Origin of the sequence: Acinetobacter sp. ANC 5054 (genome assembly GCF_002135295.1) — a bacterium.
Classification (GTDB): domain Bacteria; phylum Pseudomonadota; class Gammaproteobacteria; order Pseudomonadales; family Moraxellaceae; genus Acinetobacter.
Genome location: NZ_NEGG01000006.1, coordinates 36,042 through 50,433, shown reverse-complemented (window position 1 = coordinate 50,433; position 14,392 = coordinate 36,042). Strand labels below are relative to the sequence as shown.

The 14,392-nt window shown below is 41.4% G+C and carries 13 protein-coding genes; 8 read left to right on the top strand and 5 right to left on the bottom strand.

The genetic code is table 11. From position 1 onward, the window contains the following. The first annotated feature begins 26 nt into the window (after positions 1-26). The gene (locus B9T33_RS07740; RefSeq protein WP_086178362.1) at positions 27-1,493 is read left to right on the top strand and encodes a phospholipase D family protein; all 1,467 of its coding nucleotides are present in this window, start codon (positions 27-29) and stop codon (positions 1,491-1,493) included. A gap of 91 nt (positions 1,494-1,584) precedes the next feature. Here B9T33_RS07740 and B9T33_RS07735 read toward each other — a convergent pair whose 3' ends face one another. Beyond that, positions 1,585-2,043, bottom strand: coding sequence for a hypothetical protein (locus tag B9T33_RS07735; protein ID WP_086178479.1), 459 nt, complete (start codon positions 2,041-2,043; stop codon positions 1,585-1,587). Between the two features lie 182 nt (positions 2,044-2,225). Here B9T33_RS07735 and B9T33_RS07730 point away from each other — a divergent pair, with 182 nt between their 5' ends. Then, positions 2,226-2,681 carry an RcnB family protein gene (locus B9T33_RS07730; protein ID WP_086178361.1) on the top strand — a complete coding sequence of 152 codons (456 nt, stop codon included), beginning with the start codon at positions 2,226-2,228 and terminating at the stop codon, positions 2,679-2,681. Positions 2,682-2,872: 191 nt separating this feature from the next. Here B9T33_RS07730 and B9T33_RS07725 read toward each other — a convergent pair whose 3' ends face one another. Beyond that, entirely contained in the window at positions 2,873-3,370 is a 498-nt protein-coding gene (locus B9T33_RS07725; protein ID WP_086178360.1) for a phosphate-starvation-inducible protein PsiE, read from the bottom strand. A 152-nt stretch (positions 3,371-3,522) separates the two neighbouring features. On the opposite strand from B9T33_RS07725, the gene B9T33_RS07720 reads away from it, so the two are divergent. Beyond that, positions 3,523-4,155, top strand: a complete 633-nt coding sequence (locus B9T33_RS07720; RefSeq protein WP_086178359.1) for an FMN-binding negative transcriptional regulator — start codon at positions 3,523-3,525, stop codon at positions 4,153-4,155. Between the two features lie 14 nt (positions 4,156-4,169). Then, positions 4,170-4,715: a GNAT family N-acetyltransferase gene (locus B9T33_RS07715; protein WP_171263604.1), complete on the top strand. Its 546-nt coding sequence runs from the start codon at positions 4,170-4,172 to the stop codon at positions 4,713-4,715. Between the two features lie 125 nt (positions 4,716-4,840). Here the strand turns inward: B9T33_RS07715 and B9T33_RS07710 are convergent, their stop codons facing one another. The 3 genes from B9T33_RS07710 to B9T33_RS07700 form a co-directional block, all read right to left on the bottom strand. After that, positions 4,841-6,622 (bottom strand): acyl-CoA dehydrogenase C-terminal domain-containing protein, encoded by a 1,782-nt coding sequence (locus B9T33_RS07710; protein WP_086178357.1) that lies wholly within the window; start codon positions 6,620-6,622, stop codon positions 4,841-4,843. A gap of 195 nt (positions 6,623-6,817) precedes the next feature. Further along, positions 6,818-8,620, bottom strand: a complete 1,803-nt coding sequence (locus B9T33_RS07705; RefSeq protein WP_086178356.1) for an acyl-CoA dehydrogenase C-terminal domain-containing protein — start codon at positions 8,618-8,620, stop codon at positions 6,818-6,820. A 318-nt stretch (positions 8,621-8,938) separates the two neighbouring features. Then, complete coding sequence (locus B9T33_RS07700) at positions 8,939-9,568, bottom strand: hypothetical protein (RefSeq protein WP_086178355.1); 630 nt, start codon at positions 9,566-9,568, stop codon at positions 8,939-8,941. 135 nt (positions 9,569-9,703) lie between these two features. Here B9T33_RS07700 and baeS point away from each other — a divergent pair, with 135 nt between their 5' ends. The 4 genes from baeS (at position 9,704) to B9T33_RS07680 (ending at position 14,201) form a co-directional block, all read left to right on the top strand. Beyond that, positions 9,704-11,371 (top strand): sensor histidine kinase efflux regulator BaeS, encoded by a 1,668-nt coding sequence (gene baeS / locus B9T33_RS07695; protein ID WP_086178354.1) that lies wholly within the window; start codon positions 9,704-9,706, stop codon positions 11,369-11,371. 12 nt (positions 11,372-11,383) lie between these two features. Beyond that, the gene (locus B9T33_RS07690; RefSeq protein ID WP_086178353.1) at positions 11,384-12,070 is read left to right on the top strand and encodes a response regulator; all 687 of its coding nucleotides are present in this window, start codon (positions 11,384-11,386) and stop codon (positions 12,068-12,070) included. Positions 12,071-12,148: 78 nt separating this feature from the next. Continuing rightward, positions 12,149-12,655 carry a GNAT family N-acetyltransferase gene (locus B9T33_RS07685; RefSeq protein ID WP_086178352.1) on the top strand — a complete coding sequence of 169 codons (507 nt, stop codon included), beginning with the start codon at positions 12,149-12,151 and terminating at the stop codon, positions 12,653-12,655. Positions 12,656-12,854: 199 nt separating this feature from the next. Then, on the top strand, positions 12,855-14,201 hold the full coding sequence (locus B9T33_RS07680) for an amino acid permease (RefSeq protein WP_086178351.1): 1,347 nt from the start codon (positions 12,855-12,857) through the stop codon (positions 14,199-14,201). The last annotated feature ends 191 nt before the right edge of the window (positions 14,202-14,392 follow it).

Genomic DNA, 14,392 nt, shown 5'->3' with positions numbered 1-14,392 from the left:
GAGCGCATTAGACTAGGTTTTTTCTTATGCGCATCATTCAACGAATACATCAAAAGCTCAATTGGTCACGCCGTCGCTATGTCAGTGTGGTGATTGGGTTGTTGGCTTTAGGTTATTTAGCTTCGGCAACGTATCACACCTTGAAGCCATTACCAGAAGGGCTTGATTACACGGGGAAATTACGTCATACAGAAGTGAATTTTCTTGCGGATGAAACGTATATTGATGCACAAGGAAAACAGCAACAAGAGCATCGTATTTTTAAAGAAATGCTAAAAATGATTGAGGAAGCTCAATCCACCATTGTAATGGATATGTTCTTATTCAATCAGCAAGTCGGCGATTCTCAACTAGAACATGAGCAGTTTACGCAAGAATTGACAGATGCTTTGATTATGAAGCGCCGTCTATCCCCACAAGTCGAAATTTTTGTGATCACAGATCCGGTCAATTCAGTCTATGGTGGCATTCAGCCCGAACATTATCGTCAACTGCGTCAGGGTGGAATTGAGTTAATGGAAACCAATTTGGTGCCGCTTCGTGCGTCAAACCCTGTATGGTCGGGCTTTTGGTATATTTGCTGTCAGGACATTGGAAATAACCCACAAAAAGGCTGGTTACCCAATCCTTTAGGGACAGAAAAAGTCACGATCCGCAGTTATATGGATCTGTTTAACTTTAAAGCCAATCACCGTAAAACCTTAGTGGTTGATACTGTGGATGGCTGGAAAGGTCTCGTAACCTCAATGAACCCGCACGATGGCAGTTCACGACATTCCAATGTTGCACTGACGGTGAAGGGCAGGACTGCAATTGATCTACTCAAAACAGAACAAGCGGTTGGCATGATGTCGAAAGGCAATATTCCTTTTGTGGTGATTAAGGACGTGGAAGCCGCGAAAACTGAGCCTCAAGTACAAGTGCTGACTGAGAAAGCCATTTATGATGGCGTATTAGACATGATTAGCACGGCACAAAAAGCGGGTACAGAAATTGATATTGCGATGTTCTATTTGTCTGAACGCAAAATTATTAAAGAATTAATTGCTGCACATGAACGTGGTGTAAAAGTCCGTGTGCTGCTTGATCCGAATAAAGATGCTTTTGGACGTACTAAAAATGGAATTCCGAACCGTCCAGTGGCATCCGAATTACACGATGCTGGCATTGATGTGCGCTGGTGTAATACCAACGGTGAGCAGTGCCATAGCAAGATGATTTTAAAACGGACGGCTGATCAAGCGGATATGATTTTAGGTTCGGCAAACTTCACGGCGCGTAATTTAAAAAACTATAATTTAGAAACGGATTTACGTGTAATTGGCTTGAAAGATGCTCAAGTATTTAAAGATGCATCGCAGTATTTTAATACGGCTTGGTCAAATTTGGATACTAAGCAAATGAGTGTCGATTACAGCAAATACGCAGATGAATCGACATTGAAATATGCAATGTATCGCTTTATGGAATGGAGCGGGTTGTCGACTTTTTAGAATTGTTGTCTTAATCTCCCTAAATCCCTCTTTTTCAAAGAGGGACTTTCCTCTCTTTTAAAAAGGGAGGTTAGGGGGGATTTAATCAGTTTTAATTCTTCGGTTCAGGATTTGGTGGAACGATTTCGTCCAAGTCCTTATCCGTCATTTGATCTAATTCTTTAATATCAGTTTTGATTTTCCATTTTTCTGCATCATCGACAGGCTGTGGCAAACGTGCTTCTAGCCAATCACAAATTACGTCTGGCGGAAAGTCGGCATGGTTACACTGAATAACCCAAGACAAGAATTGTTTTGCTTCACCGTTCATATAAGGCGGAGGAGAAACAGGTAAAAATTGAGTCGGTAAGCGTTCATTTTTAGAAATGTAGTTGAGGACATGACCCAATTCTTGAACGGTTTGCCATGCTAAAGGATGATCAACATCAATTTGAAATTTGAACCACCAAGCTGTTTGACCATCGGTACCGTAAGAGTCGATGAGTTGTTCTTGAATACTTGGAACTTTAGAAAAAAATTGATGAAGTCGGTCAAAACTTAATTCAGACACAGCGTTTGATCCACTACGAAATAAAATCAATCTTAGCATATTCCAGTGAAAAACAGGGTGGTGTGAAATAGGGTTAAGCTTGGTCGGGAAATTAACAAATTATTGCATTTGATGGATTTTTATTCATTTTTTCTCCTAAAATGCTCTTTATACTGTGAGTATTGAATGTGGAGGATTGTCGAATGAAAGCGACACTATTTTATGCAATGGCAGGCATAGTACTAATGAGTGCTTCAGCTGGTGCTTTTGCGGAAAATAAATGGTCCAATTATCAAGGTGTCGATACCACTAAACGACCACCAGCGATGAACAGACCTGGCTATCCACAATATGGTCATAACTATCCGCAACATTACCCGAACTACCCACATCGTCCTCCAGTTTATCCTCAATATCCAAACCGACCTTATCCGCAGTACCCACAGGCTGGTATCAGTATTCAGTACAATGCTCCGACGACGATTACTCAAAATTCGCAGAGTTATACATGGGTGAATGGTGATCCTGCCAGCGCAAGCATATCGAGCTCAACCTATACCTTTATCAGCGATTGGCAACGTTTAGGACTTCCAGCACCACCAAGTGGGACCTATTGGATCTTTGAAAATGGGCGATATGTTTTGGTGCCGAATCGTTAAGTTTTATAACCTCTCCCTTGCGTAGCAGTGCTACTCATCTCCTAAAAGGAGAGGGAAAGATTTTTGGATTAAGCCAATTCGTCATCTTGCTGGCGTGGGGTTTTTCCTTCAGACATTGGTTTCTCTGAATGTTTATCGCGTCAGTCTCCCCCTTTAGTAAAGGGGGATTGAGGGGGATTTGTGTTTAATATTTAAGCCAATTCATCATCTTGCGGTCGTGGGGTTTTGCCTTCAGGCAGCGGTTTCTCTGAATGTTTATCGCGAATCACTGATGGATACGTCCAAGAGGCATAACGCACGATCAAAATGGCCACAGCTAAAATTAGAATCGACCCTGTGGTAATGATCAGTCCCATATCCGCTTTATGGTCATGTTGAATGTCTGCAATGAGCAAGCGGGTTAGGGCAGTAATCGCAATATAAATTAAAAACCGTACTGGCATATGATTGGTTTTGAAGTAAATACCAACCATTGCACCCAGTTCAAGATAGATAAATAACAGCAAAATATCGTCAATCGTTGCGAATTGCTTAATGGTGATAATTTCAAAAATCGTGTGACCTGCTGACCATAAGATCATGCAGCCAATCACAAATAGGGCAACATAGTGGAAACCTTCCACTGCAAGATTGCCAAAACGGTCTAGGAGGGCCTCAACTTTTTCTACTTTAGGATCGCGATGTGTCATTTTTCCTCCTGTACATATCTTTTATAAACTCATTAAATAACAAGCAAATTTCATGCACATGACGTGAGAATGACAAAAATATTTTATTTAGCTTTTCACGTATTTGATGTTAAGTTGAGGCAACTGATACTCCTCTAAATGATTAGAAAAACATGTATTTACCTACACATTTTCAGCATGAAAATTTAGCCGATTTAATTGAACTGATCCAGCAATATCCATTGGCAACAGTAGTGATAATTGATTCTGATGGGGCACTAGAGGTGAATCATTTGCCGCTTGAGTATGATGCTCAAGCAGGTGAATTTGGTGTTTTACGTGGTCATATTGCCAAAGCCAACCCAATGTTTGATCTTTTGAATGAGTCTGCTGAGGTCTATGTGATTTTTCAGGCAGCAGATGCTTATATTTCGCCAAATTGGTATGCAGGGAAGCAAGAACATCATCGTGTTGTACCGACTTGGAATTATCGTGTGGTACATGTCAAAGGCACAATTCGTAAAGTTGCAGATGAAAAATATTTAAGAGGAATCCTTGCCCGACTAACCCGTCAGCACGAAGCGACTCAGCCTGTACCATGGAAAATGGGGGATGCGCCTGAAGATTTTGTACAAGAACAACTAGGAAAAATTGCTGCTATCGAAATAAAAATTAGCTCAATGGTGGGAAAGTTTAAGGTAAGTCAAAACCGCAGCGCCACAGATGCTGATAATGTGGAAAAAGCTTTGGAGACTTCGAATGCTGAGATGGCGGAGTCGATAAAAAATTTTTATCCCATTAAATAATAGGCTGAATGACCATGCCCAATACGATTGAAATTGAACGTTTATGCCTTAGAAAGTATCAGCTAGGAGATGAAGTTTCATTATTCGAAACATATTTTTCGAATATAGAGGCAACTCGTTTTCTGCAGCGGTTGCCACATTTAACTATTCAACAGACTAGGAATGTACTAGAAAAGTGGGCAGATCATTATTGGACAATAAATAATCGTGATTTTGCATGGGTGATTAGTGATACAAATACGCAAGTAGCAATGGGCGTGCTGTATTTCATCAGTCAAGAAAATCATGGAGAAATTCATTTTGGGATTGGACGTAAGTTTCAAAAGCAAGGTTATATGGTTGAAGCTTTAATTGGGGTAATTGGGTACTTAAAGCAGAATCACGTCACTAAAGTTGTTTCATCCTTTTGTGCTGAGGAACATCTAGCGTCACAAAGTGTCTTAATTAAAGCAGGATTTAAACAAAATAAAGATAAAACGTATTGGGCTAAATTTCCAATGCTAGGTGATCAGCTCTATCCTTGTTTTACATATCGCATGGAATTGGGTGATTGCGAATAAGTAAGCGCGTTTATAAATTTTTTCTTGGAAAAAGAGCATTACTTAGTCGTTATACAATAAGACCTGTACAGAAATAAGTGAAAAAAAACGCCCGAATAATCGGGCGTTTTTTAAGACTTTAGAAATTAAGCCTGATTGGTAAAATAATCTTCAGAGAAGTTCATGATTACTTCAGAACCTGCTTTTACTTTCGCAATACGTACAGCCAATTCAGGAAGAACGCGTTGAGTGAAGTACATAGTTAATGCAAGTTTGTTTTGGTAGAAGTCGCCATCTTTGTCTTTCGCAGCATTGGCAATGCGCGCAAACATATAAGCGAAGCTTAACAAACCTACAGCATGTAGATAATCAACCGCAGCAGAGTTTGAGAATTCTGTATTTTCACGTGCTGCTTCAAGTACATACTGAGTCACTGATTCAATTTCTGCAGCTGCATCTAAAGTGGCATCTTTGATATAGTTCAAGTCAGAATCCATGTTGTTCGCGAAATCACGAATTTCTTGGATGTATTCTGCAATGAATTCACCATTGCACTTAATGGTTTTACGACCGATTAAGTCTTGAGATTGAACACCGTTCGTACCTTCGTAAATTTGAGCAATACGTAGGTCACGGATGCACTGTTCCATACCCCATTCACGGATAAAGCCGTGGCCGCCGAAACACATTTGCGCATCTAAAGTCGCTTGGAATGCGGTATCGGTTAAGTATGCTTTCGCAATTGGCGTTAATAGCGCAACACGGTTGTTGGCTGCTTTCACTGCTTCTGGGTCTGTAGAGAACTTAGTAATGTCGAGCTGTTGACCTACATATACGGCAAAAGCACGAGATGCTTCGTTGTTTGCACGTACATTTAACAACATACGACGTACATCACCATGAACTAAGATGCTGTCCGCTGGTTTGCTTGGTGATTGAACGCCAGATGCACTACGACCTTGTAAACGGTCAGTCGCATATTGCGCCGCATTTTGATAAGCGAATTCAGATGCGCCTAAACCTTGAATACCCATAGATAGACGTTCGTAGTTCATCATCACGAACATCGCAGCAAGGCCTTCATTTTCTTTACCAACGAGGTAACCTTTAGCACCATCAAAGTTCATGACACAAGTCGCAGACGCTTTAATACCCATCTTGTGTTCGATAGAACCCGGACCTGCGTGATTACGTTCGCCAAGTGAACCGTCTGCATTAACCAAGAATTTCGGTACGATGAACAATGAAATACCACGTGAGCCCGCAGGTGCATCAGGTGTTTTCGCTAATACCAAGTGAATGATGTTTTCAGACAGATCGTGGTCACCGCCAGTAATAAAGATTTTCGTACCTGTGATGTTGTAAGTACCGTCTTCATTGCGTTCAGCTTTGGTTTTGATAATGCCTAAATCTGTACCTGCATGTGGTTCAGTTAAGCACATGGTGCCTGACCATTCGCCAGTGTACATTTTTGGTAGGTAAGTTTCTTTTTGCTCTTGCGATGCATAGCTGTTCAACGCCATGCCAGCGCCTACAGAAAGAAGTGGGTAGAGCATGAATGATGGATTCGTCGCGAATAGCATTTCGTCTGCAAGCACAGTCAGCATTTTTGGCATGCCTTGACCGCCCCATTCTTCATCTGCTGCTAGACCAATCCAACCGCCTTCTGCATATTGCTTAAATGCTTCTTTAAAGCCAGCAGGAGTCGTAACATTGCCATTGCTATAGGTTGCGCCTTCTTCATCACCTGTACGGTTAAGAGGATGAGTCACGTTTTGCGCAAACTTCGCCATTTCTTCAAGAATGGCTTCAGCAGTCGCTGAATCAACGTGTGCAAGATTTTCGTTGTTTTGCCAGAATTGTTCTGCTTTAAACACATCATTTAAGATGAATTTCATATCAGCAAGAGGCGCATTATAAATTGGCATGTTCGTTCACCTGTTTATTTTTTGAATCTGAGGGCTTGGATCAATTTAAATCGACATCGAAGCGTGTGGATGATTGAGCCAAGTACAACTATGGGACTATTTATAAAGAAAAAGGACTGCCAAAGCTATGACCGTCCTTTCTCTATTTCTGTACTCAGGAGTACAATTTTTTGAATATCGTTTTAGATATTCACATTAGAATGCAAAGTGTTCTGCATCCAATGCCATCAATGGATCTAGGCCGCCAGCGATTACGTCAACATGTGAGCGAACGCGCGGTAAAACTTTCTTGAAGTAGAAACGGGCAGTCGTTACTTTTGCGTTGTAGAAATCAACGTCAGTTGTACCAGCAGCCAATGTTTCTTGAGCAACAAGCGCCATGCGAGCCCATAGGTAAGCAAGGGTTACATAACCAGAGAAGTATAGGTAGTCGACAGCTGCAGCGCCCACTTCTTCAGGGTTTTGCATTGCTTTCATACCAATCTGCATTGTCAAATCACCCCACTCTTTATTAAGAGCAGCAAGCGGTTCAACAAATTCTTTCAATGCAGCATTGTCTTTGTTTGCTTCTGTGAATTTGTGGATGATCTTAGTGAAGTCTTTCAACATTGCACCTTGAGTACCCAAAACTTTACGACCTAACAAGTCAATTGCTTGAATTTCAGTTGTACCTTCGTACAAGCAAGAGATACGTGTATCACGTACGATTTGTTCCATGCCGTGTTCAGAAATGAAGCCGTGACCACCGAAGACTTGAACGCCGTGTTTTGCAGACTCAGAACCTGTTTCAGTTAAGAATGCTTTTGCAATTGGAGTCAATAAAGACAAGATATTGTCAGAAGCTTTACGCTCTTCTTCAGTTGCACCTTGCTCAACCACGTCAGCGTGTAGAGACAATAAGTAAACCAATGCACGCGCACCTTCAGCAAATGATTTTTGTGTCATTAGCATGTTGCGAACAGCAGGGTGAACAATAATTGGATCGGCTTCTTTTTCAGGCGCTTTAGGGCCTGAAAGTGAACGCATTGCTAGACGATCTTTTGCGTATGCAAGAGCACCTTGGAACGAACCTTCAGAAGCTGAAAGACCTTGGATCGCTGTACCAATACGTGCAGTGTTCATGAATGTGAACATGCAGTTTAGACCGCGGTTTTCAGGGCCAATCAAGAAGCCTTTTGCGTTGTCAAAGTTGATGACACAAGTCGCGTTACCATGGATACCCATTTTGTGTTCAATCGAACCACAACGTACAGCATTACGTTCACCCACTGAACCGTCTGCATTCACATTGAATTTAGGTACGATGAATAATGAAATACCTTTAGTGCCTTTAGGCGCGCCAGGAAGACGAGCAAGTACGATATGGATGATGTTGTCAGCCATGTCGTGTTCACCAGCAGAGATAAAGATTTTCTCGCCAGAGATTGCGTAGCTACCATCTGCTTGTGGTTCAGCTTTAGAACGGATAATACCTAAGTCAGAACCTGCATGAGATTCTGTTAAGCACATGGTACCTGTCCATTCACCTGAAACAAGTTTAGGCAGGTACGTGTCTTTTTGTTCTTGTGAACCGTGATGTTCTAAAGTACGTACAGCACCGTGAGAAAGACCAGGGTACATACCCCAAGCCCAGTTTGATGTGCCGACCATTTCAGAAATGATGTTGCCTAAAGAAACTGGCAAGCCTTGACCGCCGTATTGTTCTTCAGCAGAAAGCGATGGGAAGCCGAGTTCGATATATTTTTGGTACGCTTCTTTAAAACCAGTTGGCGTAGTAACAACACCATCGTTCCAAGTACAACCTTCGCGGTCGCCCACTTGGTTTAGAGGAGAAAGTTCATTTTCACAGAAGTCAGCAGCAGCTTCTAGATATTGGTCAACCAACTCACGGCTTACGGTTTCTGAAAATGCAGGCAGTTTTGAATAATGCTCTTCTGCGTTTAAAAGTTCATGCAGAACAAATTGCATATCACGTAAGGGCGCTTTGTATTGTGGCATATCGTTTTCCTCAATACTGGTTTTTACCAGCGTTAATAATCCTAAATAAACATTGGAACGTATCTTCAATGACACGTCTTGGAATGGTTCTAATCGTGCAACATCTTGTTATTGGGTACAAGCATTTCAGGGGTATTTCTTGGTGACTGTAAAGTCAAAGAATTATCCCTTGCAAATGCTAAGTGCGTTGAGTGTAAACGGTTTTCACCTATTTTGAATGACACAAATAGTCAAAAAGCGTAAAAAGATATGTCCAACAAAAAAGGCACTCAAATGAGTGCCTTTTCGAACGCAATTGAATTGCGCAGTAACTAAAACTTATTTTACAGGGGCTGCTGTAGGCGCTACAGGGGCTTTCGGTTGGAAGCGCACTTCACATTTACCATTGATTTGTTGTTCGCCAACTTTAAATGCCACTGCTGTACCGTCAGTTTTGCCTTGACATGCTTTGGCAATGGCTTGCTGCTTCGCTTGGCGCTGTGCAAGACGTTGGTCAAACTGTTTGGTTAATTCAGCACGTTGGGCATCGGTCATTGGCTCGCCGCGTTGCATATGGCCTTGCATATCACCACGCATTGGACGATGTTCACCGCGCATTGGTTTGTGTTCACCACGCGCTTCTTTCATCGCTTTACGGTCGGCTTTGAAAGTCATGACACAAGTGCCATCAATCGCTTTATCGCCAGCTTTCACTTGCACAGCAGTACCAACGGTTTTGCTGTCACATGCTTTTTGCATTTCAGTGAATACTTGGCGTTGTTCCGCACGCATTTCTTTAAAATGTTCACGTTGCTCTGGTGACATTTTACGTTCGTGATCGCCATGATGTTGTTTCATCATACGACCATGATCCGCATCTTTCGGTGCAGTCGTAGATTGACAAGCTGTTAATGCGCCCATGCTCAATACACCAGCGCTGATTAAAGCCATTTTCGTCATATTATTCATAGTCTATTACCCCACCAAAGCAGATGATTATTTGATGGTTAAAGATTAAATAATAATGATGAAGAAACAATGGAGAGTTTTTTGGCTGAGTGTTCGTTACAATAATGAATATAGAAGAAAAATGAGAGTTCTCTTTTGAAAATACGCCGTATCCCGATTGCCTTGCGCCTATTTTTTACTGTGCTACTGACGACACTCGTCATTACGACAGTAAGTTTGGGGGTTTTGCATTGGAATATGCAACGTAATTTTACCAAATATGTGGCTGATGTTGAAATGCAAAAGCTCGATCATGTGATTGATAATTTAGCCGAAGTTTATGCTGTATATCATGATTGGGGCAATGCGATTCAAGCGCAAATTTTGCAGATTGAAGGGCAAGCTGCACCAGATGATTATGATCGATTGTCGCGTTGGTGGTTGCGTCGTCAATATGATATTGCATTACAGCAACGTTATTTTGAAGACCATAGCTTAGTCAACTCAAGCACGATGCTACAAAATCCACAGCAAACTACAGCGGAAAAAACGGAAGAATTAAATCTTTTAGAAAAGAATTTACCTTCAGAATTTCAGCCTTTTGAAGGATTGAAGTTTCCGCTGAGTTCCAATCAAAATATATTCCGCCCTAAAGATAAAAATTCAGAAAACCAAGAACAGCAATCTGCTCAGAACCAAGCAGAAAAGGGTAAAAAACAATTTATCTCGATGCCTGACCGTTTGGGTTTAAGTTCTCGCTTATCTTTATATGATGTGCATCGTCAATTTGTCGTGGGTGAACCGACAGATGAACAGATTTCGTATCGTCCGATTATGGTGAATAATCAAATCGTGGGGTACTTGGGGCTCAAACCTGTACTTGAGCAAGATGATGCGATCAGTATTAACTTCTTTAGTAAGCAAAAACGTTATTTATTATTGGTTTATGTGCTTACGTTTATTGCAAGTTTGATTGCTGCATTGTTATTGGCAACTTATTTTAAAAAGCCAATTCAACGCTTATTGATGGGTACGCGCGAATTGACCCAAGGTAATTATCAGCATCAAATTACCGTGAACCGTAATGATGAATTGGGCGATTTATCCAATGAATTAAACCAATTGGCAGTGATTTTAAATCAGCATGAAACCTCACGTCGTCAGTGGGTGGCAGATACATCCCATGAGTTAAAAACGCCATTGGCAGTATTGCAGGCGCAGATTGAAGCGATGCAAGATGGTATTCGCAAACCAACGCCTGAGCATTTTGCTTCGATGTTAAATCAGGTCAGCAGTTTGAAAAAATTGACCAAAGATTTGGCAGATTTAGCCCAAGCCGATGCACAACAGCTGAATTGTTATTTGACCTCGCTCAACCCGTGGGATGTGGTGATGCAAGAAGTTGAAAGCTTTAAGCCAAAGTTTGAGCAAGCAGATTTGAAAATTACCGCAACAGGCGAAGGCACAACATTACAATTAGATATAGACCGTTTTAAACAGATTATGGTCAACTTGTTGGGCAATAGTATTCGTTACACTGAGGCGGGTGGCGAAGTACATGTGCACACCGAACAAGATGATCAGAACTGGACAGTCTATGTTGATGATAGTCCATATGGATTAAGTGATGAGCAGATAGCACGTTTAGGTGAGCGTTTTTACCGTGTGGATGATTCACGGACTCGCGCAACGGGTGGTACAGGATTAGGATTGGCATTATCCGTAAAAATTGCTAGAGCATTGGGCGGAGAATTGAGCTTTGATCATTCTCCATTGGGTGGTTTGCGTTGCAAATTAACCTTCCCAAAACAGATGAAACCATAAAAGGAAGCATGCATGAAACATATCATGTTGGTTGAAGATGAAGTCGAACTTGCACAATTGGTGCGAGATTATCTAGAAGCTGCAGGCTTTGAAGTCAGCATGTTTCATGATGGTCAAGAAGCCTATGACAGTTTCACTCAACGTAAGCCAAGTCTGATGATTTTGGATTTGATGGTGCCACGTATGGATGGCTTAACCATTTGCCGTAAAGTACGTGAACAGTCTGATCTTCCAATTATTATGGTGACAGCACGTACCGAAGAAATTGACCGTGTATTGGGCTTAAATATGGGTGCAGATGATTATGTCTGTAAGCCATTTAGTCCGAAAGAACTGGTTGCACGTGTACAAGCCGTTTTACGTCGTTTAGAGCGTAAAGCTGAGCCTGAAGCCAATGATTTATTCCGTATGGATAAAGCACAGCAGCGAATTTGGTATCAACAAAAAGCATTGAGCTTAACTCCGACCGAATTCCGTTTGCTTGAGCTATTTTTAGAGCATGTCGGGCAAGTCTATTCACGTGCTCAATTGCTGGATCATATCAATCCGGATAGCTTTGAAGTGGCGGACCGTGTGATTGATAGTCATATCAAAAACTTACGCCGTAAAATTTCTGATGCAGCAGAAACGGGCAACCGTCATGAGTGGATTCAAGCGGTGTATGGTGTGGGTTACCGTTTTGAATATCCTGAAGAGTAAGTTATTTTTGATAAAAACAATGAAAGCGGATGAGTGCGAACTTATCCGCTTTTTTATTACTGAAAGTGAGAAATCTCAATGCAGATCAAGATTCGAAAAGAACAATCGGAAGATATTTTAGCGATTGAAAACGTCACCAAGGCGGCTTTTTTAAATGCAGAACATAGCAGTCATACTGAACATTTCATTGTGAATCAACTCAGAAAAGAGCAGCAATTAACGATTTCATTGGTTGCAGAAGAACAGCAGGAAATTGTGGGTCATGTGGCTGTCTCGCCCGTGAGTTTATCTACGGGTGAAACAGGGTGGTATGGTTTAGGTCCAATATCTGTTTTACCAAACAAGCAAGGTTTAGGGATTGGCACAAGACTGATGCAAGCGGCACTCCAAGAATTAAGAACGATGGATGCGGCAGGCTGTGTATTATTGGGTGACCCGAATTATTATGCTCGTTTTGGCTTTCAAGTTTTTCCTGATCTGCACTTAGCCAATGTGCCTAAAGAATATTTTCAAGCCATTAGCTTTAGAAATACGAACCCTCAAGGAGATGTAGAATATTCCAATGCATTTAATGCCACAAAATAGCCTTGGTCAGACTAAAATTTTCAGTCTGCTTTATTTCAAACGAAGTTATTTTTTGAGCGTATTTAATACTTATGCGTTGATTCAAAAAAGATAAAAGATTCGGAAAAAATAAACACGGTGCTAACTGTAAATATACAAGTTAGATAATTCGGTTGGAAGCTATTACAATTCCTTGCGTTATATACGATGAGAGTTTGTTTTGAATAGTGAAACGCCCAAACTGCAACGACGTTTAAAGAACCGTCATATTCAATTAATCGCCATGGGCGGTGCAATTGGCACAGGATTGTTTTTAGGTTCTGCTCAAATCATTGAGTCGGCAGGACCTTCAATCATTTTGGGCTATTTCATTGGCGGTATCATCGCATTTTTAATCATGCGCCAATTGGGGGAAATGATCGTACAGGAGCCTGTAACAGGTTCATTTAGTCATTTTGCTTTTCAATATTGGGGTAAGTTTCCCGGCTTCTTAACGGGTTGGAATTACTGGATTTTATATATTTTGGTCGTGATGACCGAGCTGACAGCCATTGGTAAATATGTCAATTATTGGTGGCCGCATGTCCCTGCGTGGATGTCGGTGCTGGTGTTTTTTGTAGTGATCAGTCTCGCTAATTTAGCCAACGTCAAATTGTATGCCGAATCTGAATTTTGGCTGTCGATGATCAAGGTCTTGGCGATTGTCGCGATGATTGTGTTTGGTGTGTATTTGCTGCTGACCGCAGATGCAAGTTCGACAGCCTCTATCAGTAATTTGTGGGCACATGGTGGTTTCTTTCCCCATGGGTTTGATGGCCTGTTTTATATGTTGGCGTTCATGATGTTTGCGTTTGGGGGCATTGAGTTGATCAGTATGGCAGCGGCAGAAACGGAAAATCCTGATCAAAATATTCCAAAAGCCGTCAATCAAACGGTAATTCGTGTTTTTCTATTTTATATCTGTTCTTTGGCCGTGCTGCTGTCTTTAGTGCCGTGGAATCAGTTGCAATTAGGTGGCTTAGAGCATAGTCCTTTTGTGTTGATTTTTAAGCAGATGGGCATTGATTGGGCAGCGCATTTGCTGAACTTTATTATTTTGACGGCGTCAGTTTCGGTCTGCAACAGCGGGATGTATGCCAACAGTCGTATGCTGTTGGGGCTGGCAGAGCAGGGAAATGCGCCAAAAGTTTTTAAACAGGTCAATAAACACGGTACACCGATTGCGGCGGTTTTATTTTCAGCTTTGTTGATTTTTGGCTGCGTGCTGCTGAATTATTTCTTGCCTGAAAAGGCATTGAGTTACTTGATTTACATCGTGGTGGCGGCTGCGGTACTCAACTGGATTTTGATTAGTCTGATTCATTTGAAATTTAGAAAAGCGATGCAACAGCAGGGCATTCAAACTAAGTTCCCCGCTTTATTTGCGCCATTTACAAACTATCTGGTTTTGGCATTTATGCTGATGATTTTATACATCATGTGGATGCAGGGTTTTATGTTGTCGGTGTTGATGTTGCCAGTGTGGATTGTATTGCTGTTTGTGTTGTTTAAAGTGATGCAGATGTAGAAGGTTTAATGTGCATAAGGTTCAGGGAAGAACCTTTTGACGTTTAGCCGTTTTAATTTCGTGCGCTAAATATCGCTTTTAAAAGTGTTTGAAAAATAGGCAGATTGTGTGGGTTTTCAAATGAAAACCGTTTCAGTGCGCTGAGTTCTAGGCGGCTTTATATGGGTTCTAACAAAAGCATTTCGTATAAC